Below are 14,971 nucleotides of genomic sequence, written 5' to 3'. Positions count from 1 at the left end.
ATCAAGGCGCTGGAAAAGCGCATTAACGACCACATCGACTCCAATCCCAGTCTGCGGCGGGACGCCGAACTGGTCGACTCCATCGACGGCATCGGGCCAACCACTTCCGCTTTTCCTGCTCGCCTTGCTGGGTGATGTGCGCCGATTCAAGCGCCCCGGCCAACTGGTTGCCTACGTCGGCATGAACCCGGCCCTGCGCGAATCAGGCACCCTCAAAGGCAAGGTGAGATTGTCCAAGACCGGAGCGGCGCCCCTGCGCGCCAAGCTCTACATGCCAGCTCTGGTCGCCGTGCGCCACAACCCAGTCATTCGCGCCTTCTACGAGCGCCTGCGGGCCAACGGCAAAGCCCCCGCGTGGCGCTCTGCGCCGCTATGCGAAAGCTCCTCCATCTGGTCTGGGGTGTGGTTCACAACGGGACGCGGTTCGATCCACGGCACGCGGTTGCGTGAGGGAGAGCAAGACGGTATCTACAGGGTTTTTGGCCAGCCTTGAACCCCTCACCCCAACCCTCTCCCCGGAGGGGAGAGGGAGCAAACGAAAAAGGCCCGCCGAGGCGGGCCTTTTGCTTTTATCCGATGAAGGCGGGCCTTACTTGTCGCCCTGGATGTGCCCGTCCAGCGTGTGCAGCTTGGTCGGCAGGCTGGAGAAATAGGCGGCGACGTCTTCGATGTCCTGGTCGGACAGGGTGGCAACGAAGCCCTTCATGATCGGGTTGTTGCGGCGGCCGTCCTTGTACTCGTGCAGGGCTTCCTGGATGTACACGTTGTACTGGCCGGCGAGACGCGGGTACTGCGGGTCGATCGCGTTGCCGTCGGCGCCGTGGCAGGCGAAGCAGGCGGCAGCCTTGGTCTTGCCGTTGTCGACGTTGCCTTCGGCCAGCAGCGCCGTGGAGGACAACGCCAGCACGGCGCCGAAGAAGAGCAGGGTAAGCGCACGCTTCATGCGGAATTCCTTCAAGACTTACTTGGCGAGGCTGGAGAGATAGGCGGCGATGTCGTCGATGTCCTGGTCGGACAGACTCTGCGCCTGCGCCATCATGGTCGGGTGCGTGCGGTCGCCGGTCTTGTAGCCGTGCAGCGCGTTGATGATGTACTGCTCGTTCTGCCCGGCGATCTTCGGCACCGGATAGTCCGGATAGGCATTGGTGTAGCCGTCGATACCGTGGCAACCGTTGCAGGTGTAGACCAGCTTGCGGCCGTTGGCCTTGTCGCCCGCGGCGTGGGCGTTGCCAGCGGCGAGGAGGGCTGCGGCCACGGTCAGGCCGAGCAGTTGCAGTCGAATCATCGAGTCATTCCCACGCTTGGGGTACAAAGTCGCGGAAGTATAGTGTCTGCTTGACGCGACGGACAACTTGACGCACTGCCCTGATGCAAATCAGGCGCAGGCAAGGCGACCGGCCGGCGCCGGAGCGGGCCTTCAGAACAGGCTCTTGAAGATCTGGATGCCGGCGGCGTATTCGCCGATCACCGTGCCCGCGCTGACCAGGATGAAGTTGAGCAGCGTCCGCGCCACGCGGTTCTTCCACCAGCCGGTCCACTCGGCGATGTCGTCGCGCAGCGTCTCGAAGTCCGCCACGCGCGGGCGCCGGATCCAGGCCTCGGCCATGGCGCTGATTCCGCCGGCGGGAATGCCGGGCCGGAACGGCTTGATCGGCGCGGCGACGAAGGCCGCCAGGATGCTCAGCGGATGCCCGCCCGCCGCCAGCGCGCCCAGCGCGGCGCAGCCGCCGGTGAACAGCACCCAGTTGCGCAGCGCCAGCGCGCCCAGCGACGGGTTGCGGTGGAACGCGTACGCGATCGCCGCGAACACCAGCAGCACCAGGCCCAGCGCCAGCCACTTGGGCCAGCGCGCCTTGGGCGGCAGCCTAGCCAGTTCGGCGATGCGCCCGGCCGGTGGCTCCTGCTGCTCACGCAGGTGTCCGCACAGGCCTTTGAGGTGGCCGGCACCGATCACCACCAGCACGCGGCGCACGGCGGGCGCGCCCTGCGCCTGCTCGCGCAGGCGTGCGGCCATGTATTCGTCGCGCTCGCCGATCAGGCTGTTGTAGAGCGGCGCGGAGTTCTGCGCGAACTCGCCGAAGGCGCTTTCGAGCAGGTCGCCCTCCTTGAGCTTCTCGATCTCCTTCTCGTCGACCTGCTCGCGCTCGAACACGCTGGCGACCAGTCCGCCAAGCAGGCCGAAGCGCGCCCACGTGCCGACGCTGCGCCAGGCCCGCTTGAGCGTGGTGCCGACCTCGCGATCGATCAGCCAGACCGGCAGGCTGGCGCGCTCGGCACCGTCCATCGCGGCCTTCATCTCGGCGCCCGGCTGGATGCCGTACTGCGCGGCCAGCCGCTGCTGGAAGGACGACAGCACCAAGCTGGCCGCCACCATGCCGACCTTGCCCTGGCGGATCACCTGGAACAGGTCCATCTGCTTGAAGGCATCAGGATTGCGCATGCCTTCGGCGCGGCTGGGGCAGAGCTCCACCGCAACGGCGTCGAAGGGCTCGTTGGCCACCAGCGCCTCGACCGCCGCCACGCTCGCTCGCGAGACGTGCGCCGTCCCCAGCACCACGTATTCCACGCCGTCGCGGGTGACGCGCTCCAGGGGCTGGTCGAGCAACGGGTCGGGCAGGGCGACGTCGGAATCAGGGAGGGTCATGCGGTATCCGGGATGCGGGTGGTGGGCAGCAAGCCCGCCCTACAGGTGTGTTGCACAGGGTGGGCTTGCGCCCATCGTTTTCAATCCCGATAGCGCTTGAGCAGGTCACCGTAGGCATCGATGCGCCGGTCACGCAGGAACGGCCAGATCCGCCGCACGTGCTCGCTGCGTTCCAAGTCGACGTCGACGAGCAGCAACTCGCGCCCGTCGGTGCCGGCCTTCGCCAGAAACTCGCCCTGCGGGCCAGCCACGAAGCTGGTGCCCCAGAACCGGATGCCCGCGCCGACGCCGGACGGATCGGCCTCGTAGCCGGTGCGGTTGCAGGCCAGCAGCGGCAACCCGTTGGCCACGGCGTGGCCACGTTGCACCGTCACCCACGCCTCGCGCTGGCGGTCCTTTTCCGCCTGCTCGTCGGTCGGGTCCCAGCCGATCGCGGTGGGATAGAGCAGCAACTGCGCCCCGGCCAGCGCCATCAGCCGCGCCGCTTCCGGATACCACTGGTCCCAGCACACCAGCACGCCCAGCCGGCCGACCGAGGTGTCGATCGGCTCGAAACCCAGGTCGCCCGGCGTGAAGTAGAACTTCTCGTAGAACGCCGGATCATCGGGAATGTGCATCTTGCGGTACCTGCCGGCGATCGCTGCCGAGCGATCGAACACCACCGCGGTGTTGTGGTAGAGCCCCGTGGCGCGCTTCTCGAAGATCGAGGCGACCACGACGAGCTTGAGCTCCGCCGCCAGTTTGCCGATGCGCTCGGTCCCGGGACCCGGAATGGTCTCGGCCAGCTCGAACTCGTCGACGCACTCGCGCTGGCAGAAGTAGGGCCCGTTGTGCAGCTCCTGCAACAGCACGAGCTGCGCACCGGCCGCGGCGGCTTCGCGCAGCCCGGCCTCGATCGCGTCGAGGTTCGCGTCGCGGCTGCCACGGTTGGTTTCCTGCAGCAGCGCCACCTTGAGTGTCTTGCCGGTCATGCCTGTCTCTTGCCTTCGAGTCGAGACGGGCAGTTTAACGGAGCGGGGCGATGCGGTTGTCGCCAATCCGTTGCCGGGCGGCGCGCGTTCAGCCCAGCAGGCCGGCCGGCAGCTGCATGGTGATGCAGTGCAGGCTGCCGTTCTGCCAGATCAGCGGACGGCAGGGCACCTGCACCACTTCGCGTCCGGGATAGGCGGCACCGATGATGCGGGCGGCCTCGTCATCGGACGCGTCGCCATAGGCAGGCACGAGCACCGCGCCGTTTATCACCAGGTAATTGGCATACGAGGCGGCCAGCCGGCGGCCTTCGTCCAGGATCGGCTGCGCCCAGGGCAGTGGCGAGAGCCGATACGGCTTGCCCTCGGGCGTGCGCAGCGCGGCCAGCTCGGCCGCCATGCGCTCGAGCTCCTGGTGGTGCGGATCGGCCGGGTCGTCGCAGGCCTGGAACACGATGCGCTCGCCCGGCGCGAAGCGGGCGAGGGTGTCGATGTGGGCGTCGGTGTCGTCGCCCTCCAGGTAGCCATGCTCCAGCCACAGCACGCGAGGCGCATGCAGGCTTTCGCGCAGGATGGCATCCATCGCCTCGCGCGACTGCCCGGGGTGGCGCTGGTGCAGGCAGCGCCAGGTAGTCAGCACGGTGCTGCCGCCGTCGCTTTCGATGCCGCCGCCCTCCAGTGCCCAGTCCACGCGCTCGTGCGCGGCCGGTCCGAAGACGCCGGCGGCGACCAGGCCGGCGACCAGCGCGTCGTCCTGCTCGGCGCCGAACTTGCCGCCCCAGCCGGTGAAGCGGAAATCGGTGAGCTGGAAGCCCTGCGCGGAGACCAGGGTGATCGGGCCGGAGTCGCGCAGCCAGGTGTCGTCGTAGGGAAGCTGCACGAACCGGATGCGTTCCAGTTCCACGCCTGCGCCGCGCAGCGCACGTTCGGCGGCCGTGCGCACGCCCTCGTCCGCGACGATCACGACCAGCGTCTGGAAACGGGTGACCGCGGCGGCCAGCGCGGTATAGGTGGTCTCCACCCCGGCCAGGCGCTCGGCCCAGTCGGTGCCTTCATGCGGCCAGGCGATCAGTACCGCGTCCTGCGGTTCCCACTCGGCCGGCAGGCGCAGGTTGGGGGAGGAGGTCATCGCGCGCTCGCTTGAAGTTTCGGAAACGGCGAAGTGTAGTCGAGCGGGCGACACGGGGCGATGAGCCGCAAACAAAAACGGACCCCCGCTTTGGCAGGGATCCGTTCTCGGTGCTGCAGCGCGGGCGGTTTACTGCGCCGTCGCGGGATGGTGGTTGTTTCCGGCGGGGGTGTTGAGCACCGAATGGATCACGTGGTTGTGCTCGAAGTACACGATGAACGTCTTGTAGTCCCAGCGGTTGATCACCGGGTGCTTCTGGCTGTCGCCGCCGCGCGGCTGCAGCTTGCGCTGGGGCGCGCCGTAGCGCTTCTCGACCTGCGCCATGGTCATGCCGCGGGTGGGCAGGTTCATGCCCTGTTCCTGCTGTACGCGGTTGATCAGCAGGCTGTCGCCCGCGTGCGCGGCCATCGGCGCGCCGAACGCGATCGCGGCGAGCATCGCCAGACCGCCAGTGAGCTTGACCATGATTCCCCTCTTTCGCAAAGGTCCTGTGCGGCGCCGTTGTAGCAGATGTGCGAGAGCGGCGCCACGGCGATCGCCAGCGTCTGCGATGGGCTAGGCATTCCAAGCCCGGCTATCATGGCGGGTCGCCCGTGCACGTTCCCCTCCGATGATCGCGTTCCGCCATTTCGCCCTTCGCCGCGGCAGTCGCCTGCTGCTCTCCGATATCGACCTCACCATCCAGAGCGGTTGGCGCCTGGGCGTGATCGGCCGCAACGGTTGCGGCAAGTCCAGCCTGTTCGCCGCCCTGCAGGGGCGGCTCGAATCCGACGCGGGCGAACTAGACCTGCCGGCGAAACTGCGCCTGGCCTCGGTGGCGCAGGAAACGCCCGCGTTGCCGGACCCTGCGCTGGACTACGTGCTCGGCGGCGACGAAGAGGTCGCCGCGGCCCTTCGCGAGGAAGCCGATGCCCAGGCCCGCGGCGACGCCGAGGCGATGGCGCGCGCCCATCACCGCATCGAGGAACTGCACGGCTACGACGCCCGCGCCCGCGCCGGCCGCCTGATGCACGGTCTGGGCTTCGCGGCGGAGACCCACGAGCGGGCGGTGAAGGCGTTCTCCGGCGGCTGGCGCGTGCGCCTGAACCTGGCGCGGGCGCTGATGGCGCCGTCCGATCTTCTGCTGCTCGACGAGCCGACCAACCATCTCGACCTGGACGCGGTGCTCTGGTTGGAGGAATGGCTGCGCCGCTACCAGGGCACGCTGCTGGTGATCTCGCACGACCGCGAGTTCCTCGATGCGGTGACCTCGCACACGCTGCACCTGCACGAGGGCGGGGCGCGGCTGTACACCGGCAACTACAGCGCCTTCGAGCGCCTGCGCGCCGAGCAGTTGCGCCAGCAGCAGATCGCGCACGAGCGCGAGCAGGCCGAACGCGCGCACCTGCAGTCGTTCGTCGACCGCTTCAAGGCCAAGGCGAGCAAGGCCAAGCAGGCGCAGTCGCGCATGAAGCGGCTGGAGAAGCTGGCCGGCACCGAAGCGGTGCGCGCGGAGCGGCCGTTCCGGTTCCAGTTCGCGGTGCCGGATCGGTTGCCTGATTCGATGCTGCAGTTGGAAGAGGTCTCGGCAGGTTACGCGATACCGCTCCCTCTCCCCTCCGGGGAGAGGGCTGGGGTGAGGGGCGGGGCTCGCGGTGAAGAAGCATCGGAGCGTGCTCCGATGGAGTCAGGGACAAGCCTTGGCCCCTCACCCCAACCCTCTCCCCGGGGGGGAGAGGGGGCAAACGCCGTCCTGACGGACGGAGGCCATCATTTGAAGGCGGTCCTTTCGGACGTCCGCTTCCGCCTGGAGGCCGGCGAACGCATCGGCCTGCTCGGTCCCAACGGCGCCGGCAAGTCCACCCTGGTCAAGACGCTGGTCGGCGAGCTTCCGCCGCTGGCCGGCGAGCGCAAGGCGCACAAGGACCTGAAGATCGGCTACTTCGCCCAGCACACGGTCGAAAGCCTGCGCGAGGGGGCCAGCCCCTTCGATCACCTGCAGGACAAGGCGCCGGGCGTCGCCGCGCAAGTCCTGCGCGACTTCCTCGGCAGCTGGAATTTCGCCGGCGACCGCGCCTTCGAGTCGGTCGACGGTTTCTCCGGCGGCGAGCGCGCGCGCCTGGCGCTGGCGCTGATCGCCTGGGACAAGCCCAACCTGCTGCTGCTCGACGAGCCGACCAACCACCTGGACCTGGACATGCGCGAGGCGCTGGCCGATGCGCTGGCGGACTTCGACGGCGCGCTGGTGCTGGTCTCGCACGACCGCCATCTGCTTGGCCTGGTCTGCGACAGTTTCTGGCGCGTGGCGGACGGCGCGGTCGAATCGTTCGATGGCGACCTGGACGACTACGCACGCTGGCTGCGCTCGCGCGGCGCGGCCGTAAAGAAGGCCAACGAGCCAGCCTCCACCGAATCCGCCGCCGACCGCCGGCGCGCCTCCGCAGCCCAGCGCGAACAGGACAAGGCGGCCAAGGCGCGTGTAAAGAAGATCGACGCGCGCGTTGCGGCGATCGATACGGACCTGGCCGCCCTCGAAGCGAAGCTGGCCGATCCGGCCACCTACAACGGCCCCACCGCCGAGCTGATGAAGCTTGGCCAGCGCCAGGCCGACCTGCGCCGCGAAAAGGAAGCCCTGGAAGCCGAATGGCTGGAGCTGTACGAACAACTGGAGGCCGCCAGCGCATGAGCGTGGAACTGTGGCTGCCCGCGCTCGCTCGCTTCGAGCCCGCGCATCCGCTGCGCCGCCTGCTGGCCCCGGCTGATCGCCTCGATGACGGTCCGAAGGGATACCTGGCCGGGCTGGCCGCCTGGTTCGACGCCCCGCAACCGCTGCCCGCCGGTGCGCTCACCCGGCAACTGGCGGCCGGCGACGCCGCCGGCGCCCTCTGGATGTGCGCCGATCCGGCCTGGGTCGAGCCGGACATGAACGGCGCGCGCCTGCTCGCCTGTGGGCAGATGCAACTGACCGCCGCGGACGCCGCGACGCTGGCCGGGCCGCTGGTGCCGGTATTCGAGGAACAAGGCATGCATCTGGAGCAGACGTCGCCCGACCGCTGGCACCTGCGCCTGTCGCAGGACCTGGCGGTTCCGGCATTCCCGGCGCCCGAACAGGCGCTGGGCGAGAACCTGCTGCAGCATCTGCCGCAGGGTTCGGAAGGTCGTCGCTGGCGGATCCTGCAGAACGACATCCAGGTGCTGCTGCACCAGCATCCGTTGAACGCGCAGCGTCGCGCCGCCGGGCAGCCCCCGGTCAACAGTCTGTGGCTGTGGGGGGCGGGCACCTTGCCGGCGACCGTGGCGACCCCGCTCCGCGGCGTGCTCAGCGACGATCCGCTGCTGCGGGCGCTCGCGGCCAGGGCAGGGATCGCCCACCGTCTGCGTATGCCTGCATCCACGACGCGGGAAACGGCGGCGACCAGCGTCGCGCTACCGGACGCCACATCCGGCTGGCTGATCGATCTGCAGGATTTGCCGGTGTCAACGATTGGCGGAACGTGGTGGCCCCTGATCCAGACGCTTGCGCGTCAACGCCCGTTGCGCCTGGGTTTCGCCAGCGGCGAACGCTGGGAGCTGCGGCCATGGCATCGCTGGCGTTTCTGGCGCAGGACCGGCGCATGACCGCGCCGACCTTGCGTCGCCGCGTACCGACGGGCGCATCGGAGGGCTGGAGCGAGGCGGTCCACCCGGTGTTGCGCCAGGTCTACGCGGCACGCGGCGTGTTGCATCCCGGACAGGCCGAACATCGGCTGCGTCATTTGCTGGCGCCGCAGGCGCTGGGTGGGCTGGATCGCGCCGTGGCCTTGCTGATCGAGGCGATCGCAGGCGACTGGTCGATCGTCATCGCGGGTGACTACGACTGCGATGGCGCAACCGGCACGGCGGTGGCCGTGAGGGGGCTGCGCCTGCTGGGCGCGAGGCGGGTGGATTACGTCATCCCCAACCGCTTCGTGCACGGCTACGGCCTGACCCCCGCGCTGGTCGCGTCGCTCGAACCTGCGCCCCAATTGGTTGTCACCGTCGACAATGGGGTCGCCAGCCTCGCGGGCGTCGCGGCCGCGAAGGCGCGCGGTATCCGGGTGATCGTCACCGACCACCACCTGCCCGGTGAGCAGTTGCCGGCGGCCGATGCGCTGGTCAATCCCAACGTGCTGGAGGTGCGCGCGTGCGGGCATGGCGAGCCGGCGTGCGAGACATGCGTCGGCGATGCACGCATGAACCGCGGTTTTCCCAGCCGCGCGCTCGCCGGTGTCGGCGTGATGTTCTACCTGTTGCTCGCCGTACGCGCCGCACTGCGCGAGCGCGGGGCGTTTGCCGCGCGTGGGGAGCCGGATCTCGGCAGCCTGCTCGACCTGGTCGCGCTCGGTACCGTGGCCGACCTGGTGCCACTGGATTTCAACAACCGCGTGCTGGTCGAAGCGGGCATCCACCGCATCCGCAGTGGTCGCGCCTGTCCGGGCATCACCGCGCTGGTGGAGGCCGGCAAGCGCAGCCTGGCGGGTCTTTGCGCCAGCGACCTTGGATATGCGGTGGGACCTCGCCTCAATGCCGCGGGGCGGCTGGAGGACATGCGCCTCGGGGTCGAATGCCTGCTGACCGATGACCCGGTCCAGGCGCGCGCGCTGGCCGACCGCCTGAGCGCCATCAACCAGGAGCGGCGCGACCTGCAGGAAGCGATGGTCGCCGAGGCCGAGGCGATGATCGGCGCGCTCGGCCTGGAGGGCATGGGCGAGCGCACCGGCGTGAGCCTGTACGAGCCCACCTGGCACGCCGGCGTGGTCGGTCTGGTCGCATCCAAGCTCAAGGAGCGCCTGCACCGCCCGGTGATCGCTTTTGCCCCGGCCGACGAGGATCGGCCCGACGAACTGCGCGGCTCGGCGCGCTCCATCGCCGGCTTCCACGTGCGCGATGCCCTCGCCGCGATCGATGCACGCCTGCCTGGCTTGATCGAACGCTTCGGTGGCCACGCTATGGCGGCCGGGCTGAGCCTCAAGGCCGCCGACTATCCGCGCTTCGCCGAAGCCTTCGACGCCATTGCGCGCGAATGGCTGGACGAGGAACGTCTGCAGGCCGTGCTTTACACCGACGGCGAGCTTCCGCCGGGCACCTTCACGCTGGATCTCGCACGCCAGTTGCGCGACGGCGGGCCGTGGGGGCAGGGCTTCCCCGAACCGCTGTTCGACAACCTGTTCGAGTGCGCGCAATGGCGCCTGATGGGCGAGCGCCACTGGCGCCTCTACCTGCGCGACCCGCGCGATGGCGCCGTGCATGAAGCGGTGATGTTCAACGTGCGCGCGTCCGCGCCCCCGCCGCGGCTGCGCGCGGTGTACGAATTGACGATCAACGAATGGCAGGGCCGCGAAAGTGCGCGCTTGCTGGTCCGCCACGTCGAACCGGCCTGAAGCGGCGCTCTCTTGCAGGCGACGCTCTTGTCACGGGTCCCAGAAAAACATCGCCCGCAAGCGGGCTCCCACAAGGGCACGGCGGGGGCTTTCACGCACCCAAGCTTGCATAGCCGCGCCCGCCGCGCTTGGATGGGGCTCCGACCACGCGGAGACACTCCATGATCGAGCAGATGACCGACCTCCCCGCCGGCGCGCTGGGTTTCACCGCGCGCGGCAAGGTGACCGCGGCCGACTACGAGAACGTGTTCGTGCCGGACGTGGAGGCCGCCTTCGCGCTCAACCGCAAGCTGCGCCTGCTCTATCACGTCGGCCACGAGTTCACCGGTTTCGAGCCGGGGGCGATGTGGGATGACACCAAGCTGGGTTTCCGCCACTGGAGTGGCTGGGAGCGCATCGCATTGGTCACCGACGTCAACTGGCTGAGGCTCGTCGCCCGTACCATGGGCTTCACCGTGCCCGGCGAGTTCCGCCTGTACCGCAACGAGCAACTGGCCGAGGCCAAGGCCTGGATCAGCGAATCGTTCCGCGAACACCACGCCTGAGCGCTTGCGCGCCTGTCGAAAAACTGCTCCACTCGCGTCCATGTCCACGCCCACCGCCCGCTCGATCCTCGCCCCCGCGCCCTGCGCGGCACGCGTGCGGCCGGCCCTGGACAATCGCTCGAACAATAATCGTCGCCTGCACAAGGGGGCCGGCGCGTAGCTGTTAGTTCGAGCAAAAACTACGCGACGAAGGCCCGCCCCGTGCGGGCCTTCGTCGTTTTCGGGGCACGGAAAACCTGCGAAGGAGAGACATCATGTGCGGCATCTTCGGAATGTTCGATCTGGCGCCCGGCGACGATCTGGCAGCGCTGCGGCGGCAGGCGCTGGCGTTGTCGCAGCGCCAGCGCCACCGCGGGCCGGACTGGTCCGGCGTGTTCATCGACGCCGGCGCCATCCTGGTGCACGAGCGCCTGGCCATCGTCGACCCGGCCAGCGGCGCGCAGCCGCTGCGCTCGCGCGACGGCGCGCTGGCGCTGGCGGTCAACGGCGAGATCTACAACCACGGCGAGCTTCGCCTGGGCAGGAGTTACGACTTCACTTCAGGGTCCGACTGCGAGGTGATCAACGCGCTCTACCGCCAGGGCAGCGACCCGGCCGCCTGGATCGCCCGCCTCAACGGCATCTTCGCCTTCGCGCTGTGGGATGGCGCCGCGCAGCGTTACCTGCTCGCCCGCGATCCCTTCGGGGTCTGTCCGTTGTACTGGGGCCACGACACGGCAGGTCGCTTGTGCGTGGCCTCCGAGATGAAGGCGCTGGCGGGCGTGTGCGCCGACGTGGCCGTGTTCCCGCCGGGTCATGTCTATGACAGCGCCACCGGGCAGCTGCGTCGCTATTACGAGCGTCCGTGGCGCGCGTACGCGGCAACGCAGGGCAGGGCGCCGGGCGACCTGCGTATCGCGCTGGAACAGGCGGTCCAGCGCCAGCTGATGACCGACGTGCCCTATGGCGTGCTGCTGTCCGGCGGGCTGGATTCCTCGCTGGTGGCTGCCTGTGCTGCGCGCTTCGCCCGCGAGCGCGTCGAGGACGGCGGCCAGAGCGAAGCCTGGTGGCCGCGCCTGCATTCCTTCGCGATCGGCCTGGAAGGCTCGCCGGATCTGGCCGCGGCGCAGCTGGCCGCCGAGGCGCTCGGTACCGTGCACCACGGCTTCGTCTACACGTTCTGGGAGGGGCTGGACGTATTGCCGGAAGTCATCCGTCACATCGAAAGCTATGACGTCACTACCGTCCGCGCCTCCACGCCGATGTTCCTGCTGGCCCGGCGGATCAAGGCGATGGGCGTGAAAATGGTGCTCTCGGGCGAGGGCTCCGACGAGCTGTTCGGCGGCTATCTCTACTTCCACAAGGCGCCTTCGGCGGAAGCCTTCCACGAGGAAACCGTGCGCAAGCTCGACGCGCTGCACCGCTACGACTGTCTGCGCGCGAACAAGGCGATGATGGCCTGGGGCGTGGAAGCGCGCGTGCCCTTCCTGGACCTGGCGTTCGTCGAGACGGCGATGGACTTCGACGCACGCCACAAGATGGCCGGCCAGGGTCGCATCGAAAAGGCGGTGCTGCGCGAGGCCTTCGCCGGCGTGCTGCCGGATGCCATCCTCTGGCGCCAGAAGGAGCAGTTCAGCGACGGCGTGGGCTACGGCTGGATCGACGGCCTCAAGGCGCATGCCGCCCAGGCGGTGAGCGACCGCGAATTTGCCGCCGCCGCGGCACGCTGGCCGTACAACACGCCGGCGACCAAGGAGGCCTACCTGTACCGCACACTGTTCGAGAAGTTCTTTCCCGGCGAGGCCTGCGCGGCCACGGTGCCCGGCGGCAAGTCGATCGCCTGCTCCTCGCCCGCGGCACTGGCCTGGGATCCGTCGTTCGCCGGCCATCCCGATCCCTCCGGACGTGCCGTGCAGGGGATCCACGCCCAGGCACTCACGCCCTTGGCCACCGTGTAGGCGCGCACCTGTGCGCGACCGTCATTCGCATCAAGAGGTCCGCACTTGCCAACCATCGTCGCACGCGAGGTACGGCGATGGCGTGCTTCCCTGCATCCACTTCAAAGCAGTTGCGAGGAAGCACTGTCCTCTACGCTTCCTGCCTGGGCGGCAGCGTCAGGCTGCTCGACCTGCACCGTTTCGCCGGCTCGCCGATGGGCGCCAATGCCCCCGCGGGCTGGGACCAGAAGATCATGCACGCGGGCCCCGGCACCGAAGGCCAGCCTTTTGCTGCTGGCCTCTGACGGCATACCTCACAGTCACGGCGAGACGCCGCGCGTTATCGACCCAGCTGCACGCGGAACGCCTCGACCAGCGTCAACAGCGCGCGCGTACCGTAGGGCTTGGCCAGGTAGGCGTCGTAGCCCGGGTGGCGGGGCAGGTGGTCTTCGGGGATGGCGGTGGTGAGGATGATCGGGCGGTCGTAACCGGCCGCGCGCAGGCGCTCGATCATTTCCAGGCCGCTCAGGCACGGCATCATGAAGTCGGTGACGACCAGCTCGGGCATTTCCTGCAGCGCGATCTCCAGGCCTTCGTGCCCATCCGAGGCGACGGTCACGTGGTAACCGGCCTCCTCCAGTACGGTGGCGGCGACCAGCGACACGTCGGGTTCGTCTTCGACCAGAAGTACCCGCAGCATGTCAGCCCGCTTCCCCGGACGCATTGACCCGTGGGTCAGCGCCGAAGGCAATGCCGCGACCGTTGACGTGGAACTCGTGCGTGCGGGGATCGAAGTCGCTGTCGCGCAGCTTGATGATGGAAAGGTAGCGCCGGAACGCATGCGCGCGTCGGCCCGTGTTGAGCAGCAGTACATTGTCAACCATCGCCGAGAGCTCGTCGCTGGGCATCAGCGCATCGTCCAGGCGCATCTCGGGGATTTCCGAGGTGTAGACCACGGTCGCGCCGATCGCGCTCAGCTGCATGCTCAGCGCATTGATCACGTAGGCCATGCGGTCGCGTATCACCAGGCTGTCGCGGATTGCCACCAGGCCGTCGACGAACACGCGCTTGACCTTGCGCGCACGGGCGCGTCTGACGATGTCGCGCACCAGTTCGTCGACGATGTTCTCCGCCGGCGGCAGCCAGGCGATCTCCAACGCGCCTTGCTCGAGCGGGGTGTCCAGGTCGATGGCGATGCTGCGCGCCTTCTGGACCAGTCGCGCGGGCGTTTCGTAGAAGCCGAGCATCAGGCCCGGCTCCTGCTCGGTGGACAGCGAGAGGAAGTGCAGTCCCAGCGTGGTCTTGCCCGCGCCGGTAGGGCCGATCAGCAAGGTGGCCGATCCGGCCGGCAGGCCACCCTGCAGGAGGGTATCCAGTCCTTGGTGCCCGCTCGCCACGCGATGGGCCAGGGCCTGGGCGGCAGGTATCGCCTCAAGCGTGGTTTCTGCACGAGGAAACACAGCGATGCCGTCCTCGGTTATGCGCACGCGGTGCTTGCCCGGCAGGATCGCCGCGCCGCGATGCTTGCGGACCTGGATCGTGCGGTAGGCGCGAAAACCGTTGGTTTCGTCGCTCAGCTCGATCCAGCCGTCCACCATCGTGTGCTCGGGGCAGCTGGAGTCGCGGTTCTGGTGAGTGAGCATGACCAGCACGGCATCGGCCATGCCTGCCACGCCCTGCAGCGCGTGGATGAAGGCGCGGAACTCCTGCTCCGACGCCACCGACTGCGCCACGAACGTGCCGTCGAGCACCATCGCGCTGGCGCGGTGCCGCTTGAGCTCGTGCTGGACCAGCTTGAGCAGGCCCGGCAGGCCTTCGCGCTCCAGCACGCCATAGCCGCTGATGTACTGCATCGCGTCGGGCAGCGCGCTGCCCTCGAAAAACCCCATCTGGCTGACGTAGGCGAGCATCCGCGAACTGGATTCGGCCAGCAGCGTCATGTAGAGCGCACGACCGCCCTCGCGAACGTGCGCGTAGCAGAACTGGTTGGCGAGGATCGTTTTACCTGCGCCAGGCGGCCCCTGGATGATGTAGGCCGAGCCACGGAGAAAGCCGCCATCGGTCAACTGGTCAAGCCCCTCGATGCCAGTCGAGAATTTTTCGATCACGTTCCCCTCCACGCTGGGCCTGCCCGGGCGCCACATGCACGTACCGATGTAGGCGAGCCGTGCATGGTAGCGGCATACGGTGGCTCAGGGGAAAAAACGGCACCGTCCAGCGCTGTCCGCTGGCGGCGGTGGTGCCCCGGGAAAAAGCCATGCTGCACGTCCTGGCGGGTTCGGCGGTGACCTTGACCGCCCATTGACGCGCCCAGCTATTCACTTCTCCGGCCCCCAAAGGCAGGAGCCCGGGCGGGAGGAAACGGCAGTGTGCGGCGCAGATGCCCGGCTG

The 14,971-nt window shown here is 68.6% G+C and carries 14 protein-coding genes; 6 read left to right on the top strand and 8 right to left on the bottom strand.

What is annotated here, in order from left to right; all coding sequences use genetic code 11:
* Positions 1–493, top strand: a 493-nt coding sequence (locus J7I44_RS07335; RefSeq protein WP_209618259.1) for a transposase, incomplete at its 5' end; no start/stop codon positions are given.
* 96 nt (positions 494–589) lie between these two features.
* Here the strand turns inward: J7I44_RS07335 and J7I44_RS07330 are convergent.
* The 6 genes from J7I44_RS07330 to J7I44_RS07305 form a co-directional block, all read right to left on the bottom strand.
* Positions 590–943 carry a c-type cytochrome gene (locus J7I44_RS07330; RefSeq protein ID WP_209618256.1) on the bottom strand — a complete coding sequence of 118 codons (354 nt, stop codon included), beginning with the start codon at positions 941–943 and terminating at the stop codon, positions 590–592.
* Between the two features lie 18 nt (positions 944–961).
* Entirely contained in the window at positions 962–1,285 is a 324-nt protein-coding gene (locus J7I44_RS07325) for a c-type cytochrome (protein ID WP_209618251.1), read from the bottom strand.
* 132 nt (positions 1,286–1,417) lie between these two features.
* Positions 1,418–2,644 carry a TraB/GumN family protein gene (locus J7I44_RS07320; protein WP_209618248.1) on the bottom strand — a complete coding sequence of 409 codons (1,227 nt, stop codon included), beginning with the start codon at positions 2,642–2,644 and terminating at the stop codon, positions 1,418–1,420.
* A gap of 80 nt (positions 2,645–2,724) precedes the next feature.
* Positions 2,725–3,615 carry a carbon-nitrogen hydrolase gene (locus J7I44_RS07315; RefSeq protein ID WP_209618245.1) on the bottom strand — a complete coding sequence of 297 codons (891 nt, stop codon included), beginning with the start codon at positions 3,613–3,615 and terminating at the stop codon, positions 2,725–2,727.
* Positions 3,616–3,703: 88 nt separating this feature from the next.
* Positions 3,704–4,741, bottom strand: coding sequence for an agmatine deiminase family protein (locus J7I44_RS07310; protein WP_209618242.1), 1,038 nt, complete (start codon positions 4,739–4,741; stop codon positions 3,704–3,706).
* Positions 4,742–4,870: 129 nt separating this feature from the next.
* Complete coding sequence (locus J7I44_RS07305) at positions 4,871–5,206, bottom strand: hypothetical protein (protein ID WP_209618239.1); 336 nt, start codon at positions 5,204–5,206, stop codon at positions 4,871–4,873.
* Positions 5,207–5,351: 145 nt separating this feature from the next.
* Between J7I44_RS07305 and J7I44_RS07300 the strand changes: the two genes are divergently transcribed.
* The 5 genes from J7I44_RS07300 (at position 5,352) to asnB (ending at position 12,601) form a co-directional block, all read left to right on the top strand.
* Entirely contained in the window at positions 5,352–7,406 is a 2,055-nt protein-coding gene (locus J7I44_RS07300) for an ABC-F family ATP-binding cassette domain-containing protein (RefSeq protein ID WP_209618237.1), read from the top strand.
* A complete protein-coding gene (locus tag J7I44_RS07295; protein WP_209618234.1) occupies positions 7,403–8,338 on the top strand; it encodes a hypothetical protein in 936 nt (311 codons plus the stop codon). The genes J7I44_RS07300 and J7I44_RS07295 overlap by 4 nt, the downstream gene beginning before the upstream one ends.
* Positions 8,299–10,119, top strand: coding sequence for a DHH family phosphoesterase (locus J7I44_RS07290; protein WP_209618231.1), 1,821 nt, complete (start codon positions 8,299–8,301; stop codon positions 10,117–10,119). Before J7I44_RS07295 ends, J7I44_RS07290 begins: the two co-directional genes overlap by 40 nt.
* Before the next feature lie 161 nt (positions 10,120–10,280).
* Positions 10,281–10,664 carry a SpoIIAA family protein gene (locus J7I44_RS07285; RefSeq protein WP_209618228.1) on the top strand — a complete coding sequence of 128 codons (384 nt, stop codon included), beginning with the start codon at positions 10,281–10,283 and terminating at the stop codon, positions 10,662–10,664.
* 254 nt (positions 10,665–10,918) lie between these two features.
* Positions 10,919–12,601, top strand: coding sequence for an asparagine synthase B (gene asnB, locus J7I44_RS07280; RefSeq protein ID WP_209618225.1), 1,683 nt, complete (start codon positions 10,919–10,921; stop codon positions 12,599–12,601).
* Between the two features lie 319 nt (positions 12,602–12,920).
* On the opposite strand, the gene J7I44_RS07275 is transcribed toward asnB, so the two are convergent.
* A complete protein-coding gene (locus J7I44_RS07275; RefSeq protein ID WP_209618222.1) occupies positions 12,921–13,280 on the bottom strand; it encodes a response regulator in 360 nt (119 codons plus the stop codon).
* Position 13,281: 1 nt separating this feature from the next.
* Positions 13,282–14,688 (bottom strand): ATPase domain-containing protein, encoded by a 1,407-nt coding sequence (locus J7I44_RS07270; protein WP_209618219.1) that lies wholly within the window; start codon positions 14,686–14,688, stop codon positions 13,282–13,284.
* Between the last annotated feature and the right edge of the window lie 283 nt (positions 14,689–14,971).

This window comes from Frateuria flava, assembly GCF_017837635.1.
GTDB lineage: Bacteria > Pseudomonadota > Gammaproteobacteria > Xanthomonadales > Rhodanobacteraceae > Frateuria_A > Frateuria_A flava.
The sequence above is the reverse complement of the archived record's forward strand: the minus strand, read 5'-3'. Positions and strand labels throughout refer to the sequence as shown.

Bases quoted from the DNA above. Each gene is read 5' to 3' on its own strand.
- J7I44_RS07330 (WP_209618256.1), bottom strand. From the start codon at position 943: ATGAAGCGTGCGCTTACCCTGCTCTTCTTCGGCGCCGTGCTGGCGTTG.
- J7I44_RS07325 (WP_209618251.1), bottom strand. From the start codon at position 1,285: ATGATTCGACTGCAACTGCTCGGCCTGACCGTGGCCGCAGCCCTCCTC.
- J7I44_RS07320 (WP_209618248.1), bottom strand. From the start codon at position 2,644: ATGACCCTCCCTGATTCCGACGTCGCCCTGCCCGACCCGTTGCTCGAC.
- J7I44_RS07315 (WP_209618245.1), bottom strand. From the start codon at position 3,615: ATGACCGGCAAGACACTCAAGGTGGCGCTGCTGCAGGAAACCAACCGT.
- J7I44_RS07310 (WP_209618242.1), bottom strand. From the start codon at position 4,741: ATGACCTCCTCCCCCAACCTGCGCCTGCCGGCCGAGTGGGAACCGCAG.
- J7I44_RS07305 (WP_209618239.1), bottom strand. From the start codon at position 5,206: ATGGTCAAGCTCACTGGCGGTCTGGCGATGCTCGCCGCGATCGCGTTC.
- J7I44_RS07300 (WP_209618237.1), top strand. From the start codon at position 5,352: ATGATCGCGTTCCGCCATTTCGCCCTTCGCCGCGGCAGTCGCCTGCTG.
- J7I44_RS07295 (WP_209618234.1), top strand. From the start codon at position 7,403: ATGAGCGTGGAACTGTGGCTGCCCGCGCTCGCTCGCTTCGAGCCCGCG.
- J7I44_RS07290 (WP_209618231.1), top strand. From the start codon at position 8,299: ATGGCATCGCTGGCGTTTCTGGCGCAGGACCGGCGCATGACCGCGCCG.
- J7I44_RS07285 (WP_209618228.1), top strand. From the start codon at position 10,281: ATGATCGAGCAGATGACCGACCTCCCCGCCGGCGCGCTGGGTTTCACC.
- asnB (WP_209618225.1), top strand. From the start codon at position 10,919: ATGTGCGGCATCTTCGGAATGTTCGATCTGGCGCCCGGCGACGATCTG.
- J7I44_RS07275 (WP_209618222.1), bottom strand. From the start codon at position 13,280: ATGCTGCGGGTACTTCTGGTCGAAGACGAACCCGACGTGTCGCTGGTC.